Genomic DNA, 9,210 nt, shown 5'->3' with positions numbered 1-9,210 from the left:
GGTTCTGAAAGAGCAGCGATTCTTTTTAACCGACTTGAGTATTGGTTTAAAATCAAGCCGGATGGTTTTTATAAATTTCTTGAACCATGTCAGCACAGGCTGTATCGCCAAGAAGATAGCTGGTGTTCTGAACTTGGAATCTCGCGACCAACTTTCAATAAAGCTTTTGATCGCATCGGCACACGTTACAGTAGTAAATCTGCTTTTGATAGTGTCCATGAACCTTTTAAGGGCAAATTATATGCCTCTTACTACAATCGACAAAACCACCTTACCCATTTTGTACGTAATCATGATGCAGTTGCAGCCTTATTTGCACAGTTATCAGTTGAGAATGCTCCACAGCAAACAACACCCGTAGCGCCTATTGCAAAACAATCAGAAAATCGTTCAATTTCAGACCATACAGTTGAAAAAGCAGCTGTAGTTGGCATAAACAAACAAGTTGTTGATGTTCACTCTCAGAACGAAAGAAATTTTCGTTCCTGTAACGAAAACATCTTTCGCTCTAGGAACGAAAATTTTTCGTTACAGACCGAAAGAAACTTTCATTCCTGTAACGAAAGAATCTTTCGGTCTCCTTATATACAAAATATACCTACAAAAGTTACCTCATTCTCTCTCGAGAACGAAAAAGCTAATTTTGCCAAAAAGGAATTTTCAGTTTCAAAAAAAATGAGATAGAAAAAATTAAAAAAATTTGGCTAGAAGAAGTTGGCGACTTTGGAGCAGCTCATGATCAACCTAGTTTGCTACAGAAATTGGCTCAAACACTCCAGGTTTCTTTTGCAAGCGATCTTCAGACTTGGAGACGGTATTGCCGTTTGATTTCCTCTTCAAAATTCTTGATGGGGGAAAGTGACAGCAGCGCTTTCAAGAAAATTTGGATTTCCTGGGCAATTAAGCCAGGAACGATTCAGTGCATTTTGGCAGGAGAATTTACTCTTGGAGATCGTTCTACCCTCTTAGATTTTGAATACCAAAAGCAGTTGGAAACAATCAGGGATCTGAATAATGAGAAAGAACTGATCAGCTCACGATTGTTGAGACTCGAGGAAGATGTGCAAAAAAATCTCAAGCAAAAAATACAAACGGCCATTGATGGTTTGTCAGATCAGCAGTTATCCGAGTACAGACAGGCGTTTGCAACAAAATTACAGCAAGGATCTGACGCTACCAGCCAAGAATTTAAGGAAAAAGGCTGGGATGGCCGTTTGATTGAAACCATCTATGCAATTCACTTGCGCGATCTTCTTGCGCAAAAATTACAAGGTCTATCATTTGCCCAAGCTGTTGAGCGTGAGATCAAACAACATCCAATGTATCAAACCCTGGAGCAAGAGCGGCAACAACTGGAAGCATCAGTGGCAAAGCAACGTTTGTCACTGCAAGATTTGGCAACGGAACGAAAATTAACCTTTGCTCTGCTGACTGGTGAATCGGGAGCAACACAGTCGGATGGTAGCCCAAGTAGCGCGCATGCACCAAACGATAGGCGTAAGGCTTGTGAATCGAACCAGGGCAGAGCTACCGGGTACTCTACCCAATATTCTGAAAAAAGCGATCCTGAAAGCACTGAACTTGCGCCAATTGCTGGTACAGTTCAAGCTATTATTGCTAAACATCAAAGACAGGAAAACGTATAACTCCTCTGTAACGAGCTGGATTTCTAGGTATTTTCAATTTTTTTTAGTGAAATTATCATTTGCGATTGACAAGGTGGCCTACAAGGTTGAGAATCTAAGCATGAGTGTGGCGAATAAGTGTTGAAGCACCTATCGCCACTGACCAAAATGTGATCTGTTGAAGGAGATCAGCACGATGGCTAATGCCAACTTACACCAATATACGGGTCAGTTCTACCCGATAGTGAAGCCAGATCAACGTTGCGTGTTAATACGCCAAAGAGCTTACTGCATATGAGCGTTTCCAATCTTCTCACCAACTATTTTTTTTAAAACCAACGTTAGAGAGAGAAACAGGTCACAGTTTCAGTTTTTTGCAATTAAACCTTGTTTTTTTGTAAAAAGTGAGGCAGCATCCCTTTGTGGTTTAAAAGGCCATAAGGGGAAAGCAATTGTAAGGCCTTGTTCTCTTGAGTTTTGAGCAATTTGAAAGAGAGAACAGTACTTCCAGTCATTGTAGCAATTTTGTTGCGATGCGTTTGTGGGTTCTTACAACAGGACGTAGAGGAGTATTAAATGGCAACTGTTTTTGGAGAAAGAATTCGTACGCGTGCAAAGGAAAAGGGATTGAGTATTTCAGAATTACAAAGACGAGCTGGCCTTGGTGATAGTACGATTCGCAATATCTTGAGTGGTCAATCAAAGCATCCCAGTGCTGAGAATATGCTGGCGATTGCTGAAGTTTTAGGGTGTTCCATTCAGGAGTTGATGTATGGTGAAAAGGCACTGAAGGGCGAGGTAGAAAAACAAAAGGTCATCCCTTTTGAGTATCCAGATCTTAGCGTGAAGTGTTTGCAGGTTATTGTTGAGCTTCTTGCCAAAAGGGAACATAACCTAAGTCTTGATCAGGTGATGGAGCTTATGAAAGACATCTATCATTACTCCCTAGAGAACTCACCAAACAAAACTGTCGATAAAGGATTTGCAAAATGGTTTGTTGAAAGGATTTTGTGATAGTTTGCCACGGGCCCTCATCAATCGAACTGCTTGTCTCTACGATTCCAACCATTTTGCAATAACATCCATACGTTCTGGCATATCGGACAGGCAGTGTTCGGCTATAAATTCCTTGAAAGTGACGTCTTTGCCCTGCGCTTGTAGTTGCGCAAACATATTTTTGCCATCATCTTTAGCTGCTCGGATATCGCGTGTCCCTTCAATCAACAAAATTGGTAACTTGCTGCTGATTTGGTTGATGTGGTTAATCGGGCTACGGTAGATGAACCACTCTTTCGCATTATCGTTTGTAAGGCCAAAGTCCCTTTTGAACATTTTAATCATTTCTGGTCTGTCGTTCTGCAAAAGGGTTAGGTCATATAGGCCAGATAGTCCTACCACTTTGTGAAAATAGGTTTGCATTTTGGGGTAGCGTTGCAGGAATAGAAAAATTTGCATGCCACCTCGGCTACCGCCAATAAGAAATTTGGTTCTATTCATTAGTTTAGCGTTCAACTTTTTTTCAAGTGTAGGAACAAAGCTTAGTAAATTTTTGGCGTCTTTTACGTCAGCACCACCAAACTCATCCACTCCTTCACTCAAACCACCTCTGTATAAGGTCCCTATTATTGCATAGTCTTTGTAGCAGGTTAAATCGGAAGCTGGGTTCAAAATGCCAAATTTTCTATTGCCGCCTCTAAGAATCATCATCAATTTATCTCCTTGTTCTGGAGCATAATTGATAAATCCAATAATAGATAATCCATCGCTTGGATATTTAAATATGTAAATCTTTCTGTTATATATTTTGATTGTTTCTTTAATGTTCGCCTCAATAATTGAGCTACTTAATATTTTGTTGGTAACTTCTTTCAGGTCTTCCTCAGGTTGTAAGTCAAAAAAGCTGGTTAGCTTAGCTGAAAGTTGTTTTAATTTTTTAGTGTTTTGGGTCAACTTGTTAGACATCTTATTTTCACATTGCAAACCAGTTATTCCAAAAAGAAAAAGCAGCAAACAGGGTACGAATTTTATCATTCATAGGCTTTCTATCGCTTATTTTATCTGCATTATGCTACCACCAATTTCACTTAAAAGAAATGTTGACAGTACTGGAGAGAATTTTGCGTAACCGTTCCACATACTTGCGGATATTTTATAGAACCTCTATAAATCCAATAAAATGGGAAGATGGATAATGGTGTACAACGTCATACCAAAAGTGTTGAGTAACAAAAAGACAATATATGCAGTCCTGTGCGAGTGTTTTTTGGCTCTACTCTTTTGTGTGTTTCTAGTATTATCTTGTTCAATCTATCAATATCACAAATATAAGCATGTTTTTGTATCTGAACAGGTAAGGGCTCATCAAAATTTTGAAAATAAAAATAGGGTTATTTTCAAGGGAATTCGAGATTGTCTAGATTTAATTGGGTCTAGAATTAAGAATTTTCCATCGAAAAGCCCAAAGGAAATTCGAGAAATTCTTAATAGTAGTCAGCGAATTTCCCTATTGGTTTCTCCACTCATATGGAAAAAAATGAGCTACCTTCCCTCTTATCCAGAGGGTAAAAATATTTCAAGGTTTGGCGTGGAGGCGCCAAAGTTGGCCAAAAAAATTGAGGCGGTTACTGCTAATCGGGAAGGCTTTCAAGTTCTCAAATCAGAACAGTCATTGATTTTTCAAAAGGAAATACTATCGAATCAAGAATTGGTCGGTACTGTTGAAGGGATCATTGGCAAAGCAAGACTTATCAAGATATTGTCTGCAGATTCCAGATATATAACTTTGGAAGACATAGAGATCAATGAAACTGAAGCCTATGGTATGAAAGGAAGAGTTGGTGAGGGGCATCCTCTACAGGATGGTGGAGCAATTCATACAGAAAAGTCGATTCATGGGAAAGACAAAGACGGTAAAGAGAGCAAAGCTCATATTCTCTTTGAAAGTGGCGTAAAAACTGATCCACTTCTTTCCCAGGTCAAACTTATTTACACTTTGCACCAACCCCAATCCTATACCGATTTTTGTGCTCAACATGATAAATGGTACAAGGTGCTCGCCCTGATCAGTTTTGCTTTGTTTTGGTTTATTTTTCTTATAAGGAGATTCTTGGTGAGTAAGGAACTCAAAATGTTACGGCAAGAAAAATCTGCAGCCTTGGAGCGAAACCAATATCTGCAATCAGAATTGACCAAACAGATGAAAATTGTTCAGGATATTTCATACCAAAGTAATTGCTGGAAATCTTCTGCCGCGGCAAAAGAAGAACTCCTAGCTAATTTACTTAGGCACAGCAAACAACGGGCAGATATTATCAATCAATCTATTCGAGCAATTTGTGAAGAAAGTATAGGGGAACGAAATTTAAGCAAGAAGGAGTATGAGCAGTTGCTGGCTATTTCCCTACAAGGTACGCAAGATATTTTGTTAGGGACCATGGGCCCCAGACAAACGAGCAGGTGTCTTCTTACGCCCCTGCTGAACAAGTGTCGAGATATTTTCTTAGGTGCTCTTTGTGAACGCAACATAACTTTTAATGACCAATGTCCAGAGGATTTGTATATTGAGAGCGATGCCTTGGCCTTGGGGACTTTGGTAATAAGTTTAGTGCACATAGCTATTTTACGAGCTAAAGAACACGGCTCCATAGAAGTGACCTCCGTAGAGCAGGAAAGCAACGTCATATTAACCGTTTGTGATGATGGGTTCGCATTGTTGGAAAGTGCGTACAATTACCTTAGCAAGAAGGAGATATATTTTCTCAATAAACAACAAATTGTGTCTATGAGCGAAAAATTAGGTGGTGCCTGTGATTTTACCAAAAATGGTACGGGTGAGAATATGATTCAGATGAAATTGCCAAAGAAACGGATACAAGAGGATGCAAAGGTTGTTCAGCTATTTAGTTAATATTTTGGGTAAGATCACAACCAATTCACAATTCAAAAAGATTGTGTGTACATTGATTTGGTTTAGTTGCTCTACCTGTATTTTTTCCTATGATATTCCGAAAGTTTGGCAGGTTCCTCAAGCCAATGCTCAGTTTGTTGGCAGGAGGTCGATCCTTAAGCAAATTAACGAAGCTTTTCAGAATAAGTCTGGGGTGGTTGTACTACAGGGAGGGGCAGGCTTTGGTAAAACTCAGATTGCTAAATCCTATGCTCACAAAGTTTATCAAGATTACGATGTGGTGTGGTGGTTCGATGCCAGTTGCTATTTACAAGATCAAATTGGGCAATTTGCTCAGCATTTTTTTCATGAATATCCTTTACCAGGATCTATTACCAGATCGCAAAATATATCTGGAACTGACCTGCTAAATGCAATGCATCCAAAACGTTTAATGCAAACTGTTGTACAAATTGTTAAGGACAAGGGCATTAAGATTCTTATAGTTTTAGATAATGTTAGTGATATGAAAATTTTCAACAAAGACCTAAGTCCTCTTATAACATCAGAATTTGCAAATATTCTTGTCACTACACGTCAAAAAGTCGATATATTTCCTGCTATTTTTATTACTTATTTTTCACGACAAGATTCTATTATGTTCATTAAGAAATTACTGCCTCAAGAACATATGGAATCTTGCAAAATACTGGCTGAGCATATGCAAGATTACCCGATCTCTTTGGATTTAGCGGTAAACACGATTCGCCAATCCCCAACAATGACCATAAAGCGTTATCTAGAGTTACTACCCCAAATACAAGAAAAACTATTAAAGCAATCTTTTGCTGTATCACCCTTTAACCAAAATGGTGACCTACATAGCTCTCTGATATTGAGTTTACAATACTTGCAGGAAGCTTCAAAAAATTCACTACAGCTATTGCGGTGGTTGTCATTTCTAAATAGTGAACGCATTCCCGAGTCTTATGTCGTCAAATGGTGTGAATTCAATGGTATTCAAGAATCGCCTGAAAATTTACTACAAAAAATCAATCAGCAATCCTTAATAGAAGTTTGCACACAAAAAATCAATGGAAAACGAGAGATTGCTATGCATGAATTGATCAAACAAATGGTGGTACAAACTATTCCAATAGAGTCGAAGAAAGAACAAATCGATCAAGCGGTCTACCTATTAGCTGAACATTTTTCATTTAGGACTGACCTTGATATTCATAAGATAAGCCAAGATGATATTCACTTCCAACATGCAATGAGTGTGATAGAGGAGGCTTATCGCATTGACTACATAACGCCAGCTATTTCATCTCTTAGTATAAAAGTTGCAGGTATTTTAATGGCTGGATTGAGGGACTTTGAGAGGGTTCAACCAATCTTTACTAAGCTTGAGCAACACCAAGATGTTGAATTTGAATCGGTTGATGCAAAAATTGATTACCATACCAAAAAGGCTTTTTTTCTAGCCATGTGTAACCCAAATTATACAAAAGCTATTGCAGAAGCTAAAAAAGGGCTTGATCTTCTTAATCAAAAAGAAGATTGTTACGAATATAAAGTTAGAACTCTTGCTATTGTTGTTCAATATCACTTTCTAAAGGGAGAAATAAGGAAATGCAATAAATATATTAAGAAGGGGCTATCGCTCCTTAATCATTCTAAATCGAATTCATATAACTCATTATTCTTATATGTATACGCCTTCTATTTAACCGATAGAGGAGAATATCAAAAAGCAGTCGATGTAATTGAAAATAGCAATTTTTACACCAACCTTTCTGGTACCTATCCTGCCTTACGCTTGTACATACGTCTACAAAAAATTATTGCTCTTTTAAAGCAGAATAACGCCAAAGAAGCTTCCCAAGCTTTACAGGAAACGTATGAAGCCGCTAGATCATTTTTTGCCGATGAAACTAACTATTTTTTTGCAAACTTATCAATTATGGGGATTTATTTATCAACGCTAAAAAATACAATACCAAAATCATTTGAAGATGATATCAAGCAGGCACTAAAACTGTACTCCAAAGTCTTTAAGGGGGAGCAAAAGCACAGAAATCAAGCTTTTGCCTACCTGATTTTGGCAAAGGCGTATGCAGCGCAGAAGCGTTATCCAGAGGCGCTTCAAGCCTACCAACAAAGTGAGGCCATTTTTGACCATTTGTTTGTTGCAAAAGAAATAGATGACCTTAGTCATCTGTATATGGATTTGGCCTTTTTGGGGATTAAGATGAAACAGGAATCCCTGACTCATACCTATCTACAGCGCCATATTGAACATTTTGGTATCGAGCATCATAGGACTCACTATATTATCCTAGAACTAGATCGTTTGGGTTTAGCTTTGCCATTGTAAATAATTTACAAAATATTTTTTAAGAATCAGCAGCTCTTCAAAACTCGTCGCGCATATGGATTAGAATCGTAGATTTTTGATCGTTCATAATTAATTTTTAAAAATTAAAAATTCTATTGACATGATTGTTTGAGGCCGATTATAATTAATTATAGTCACACGAAGAAAGAATTTTAATGTCCGTACATCAGCATGATCCATTACAAACACAACGGAATTGCGTGCAAAATCCACATTTACAGGAAAAATGTGAGACGTACGCTCAGCCTTCGTTATTGGGAAAAGTGGTTGCTCCTAATCCCATAACGAAAACCAGGATTTCTCGTCATTTTATTTGTGGTTGCGAGAATCCGAGCTTTAATGCTTCGGCGTTCAAGCTTTCCCCCCGGCCGTCTGGAGTGCGTAATTATTCCAGGCGGCCTTATTATCGTGTTTTGCAACTGCACAAGAGGTCTTACACATGAATCGCGTTCTACTCATCGGTAATATCGGGGCATCTCCAGTGATCAGAGAAACTGATGAAAAAATTCTCTACGCAGTTTTATATCTTGCCACCAATGAAAAGTGGATTGATTCAAAAGGCGCTCAACAAACTCGCACCGACTGGCATAGGATTGTGGTGTTTCGTGATAATTTGGTTAATTTCATCGAAAAGTTCTTAAAAAAAGGTGCCCGGGTTATTGTTGAGGGCAAACTGCAAAATCGCAAGTTTATGAATGATGATGGTACTGAAGGTAATGTCAGCGAAGTGATCATTACCAGAAAGGGGCCTGGATTTGTCACCTGGTTACACTCACCCTTAGCTCCTGTTGCTTGCTTGCAGGAAGAAGCTGAAAAGAAATCTACTCATTTTGCTACCAACACGGATGATACGCGCTATGAATAGTATGGTTCCTTTGTCTGCAACCCATAAAAATTGCCTGCGTTTTCTCCTGCTTGCACAAAAGTGGGAGGCACCGAGATCGTTCACGGGGATAATTAGTAGTAGTTTTCCCGTAACGCCAGCCAAGGTTCTTAAGCTGTTAATATTTAAGATAGTTAGCTGTTTATTTAAGAATCTTGGCGTCCAAGGCCATTGTCCAATTGGTTATCCCAGTGGTTTTCTCAATGATTTTCCAAGCGCAAGCCCGCTCCATACTTGTGCAAAGGACAATGGCCATTATTTTATTGCTATTCCAACCGCAGGCTTCAAGGCAACGAGAAATCGCCCTCCCATTGCCGCTTAAAGGAGAACTACAAAATGATCAACCATACCTCAGCTTTTTTTTCTGTTGCTGCTTTTGTCAGCATTGCTGTTTTGAGTTTGCTATTGGGCATTG

General features: G+C 38.8%; 8 protein-coding genes. 7 read left to right on the top strand and 1 reads right to left on the bottom strand.

All coding sequences use genetic code 11. From position 1 onward, the window contains the following. The 3 genes from ABFQ95_05790 to ABFQ95_05780 all read left to right on the top strand — a co-directional run. Positions 1–684 (top strand): hypothetical protein (locus ABFQ95_05790; protein MEN8237036.1); only part of this gene is annotated, 684 nt, incomplete at its 5' end. A 140-nt stretch (positions 685–824) separates the two neighbouring features. Beyond that, complete coding sequence (locus tag ABFQ95_05785; GenBank protein ID MEN8237035.1) at positions 825–1,646, top strand: hypothetical protein; 822 nt, start codon at positions 825–827, stop codon at positions 1,644–1,646. Between the two features lie 555 nt (positions 1,647–2,201). Continuing rightward, complete coding sequence (locus tag ABFQ95_05780; protein MEN8237034.1) at positions 2,202–2,639, top strand: helix-turn-helix transcriptional regulator; 438 nt, start codon at positions 2,202–2,204, stop codon at positions 2,637–2,639. 39 nt (positions 2,640–2,678) lie between these two features. Here the strand turns inward: ABFQ95_05780 and ABFQ95_05775 are convergent, their stop codons facing one another. Next, the gene (locus ABFQ95_05775) at positions 2,679–3,587 is read right to left on the bottom strand and encodes a prolyl oligopeptidase family serine peptidase (GenBank protein ID MEN8237033.1); all 909 of its coding nucleotides are present in this window, start codon (positions 3,585–3,587) and stop codon (positions 2,679–2,681) included. A gap of 637 nt (positions 3,588–4,224) precedes the next feature. Between ABFQ95_05775 and ABFQ95_05770 the strand changes: the two genes are divergently transcribed. From ABFQ95_05770 to ABFQ95_05755, 4 genes are all read left to right on the top strand, one after another. After that, a complete protein-coding gene (locus tag ABFQ95_05770) occupies positions 4,225–5,532 on the top strand; it encodes a hypothetical protein (GenBank protein ID MEN8237032.1) in 1,308 nt (435 codons plus the stop codon). After that, complete coding sequence (locus tag ABFQ95_05765) at positions 5,504–7,891, top strand: tetratricopeptide repeat protein (protein MEN8237031.1); 2,388 nt, start codon at positions 5,504–5,506, stop codon at positions 7,889–7,891. The genes ABFQ95_05770 and ABFQ95_05765 overlap by 29 nt, the downstream gene beginning before the upstream one ends. Before the next feature lie 460 nt (positions 7,892–8,351). Beyond that, a complete protein-coding gene (gene ssb / locus ABFQ95_05760) occupies positions 8,352–8,777 on the top strand; it encodes a single-stranded DNA-binding protein (protein ID MEN8237030.1) in 426 nt (141 codons plus the stop codon). Positions 8,778–8,998: 221 nt separating this feature from the next. After that, positions 8,999–9,210 (top strand): hypothetical protein (locus ABFQ95_05755; GenBank protein ID MEN8237029.1); only part of this gene is annotated, 212 nt, incomplete at its 3' end.

The organism is Pseudomonadota bacterium, assembly GCA_039714795.1.
Taxonomy (GTDB): Bacteria; Pseudomonadota; Alphaproteobacteria; order JAGOMX01; family JAGOMX01; genus JBDLIP01.
Note: the sequence above shows the minus strand (reverse complement) of the source record. Positions and strands in the feature narration are given on the sequence as shown.

Excerpts from the sequence above, each read along its gene's own strand:
- ABFQ95_05780 (MEN8237034.1), top strand. The coding sequence starts at position 2,202 with ATGGCAACTGTTTTTGGAGAAAGAATTCGTACGCGTGCAAAGGAAAAG.
- ABFQ95_05775 (MEN8237033.1), bottom strand. The coding sequence starts at position 3,587 with ATGTCTAACAAGTTGACCCAAAACACTAAAAAATTAAAACAACTTTCA.
- ABFQ95_05765 (MEN8237031.1), top strand. The coding sequence starts at position 5,504 with ATGCAAAGGTTGTTCAGCTATTTAGTTAATATTTTGGGTAAGATCACA.
- ssb (MEN8237030.1), top strand. The coding sequence starts at position 8,352 with ATGAATCGCGTTCTACTCATCGGTAATATCGGGGCATCTCCAGTGATC.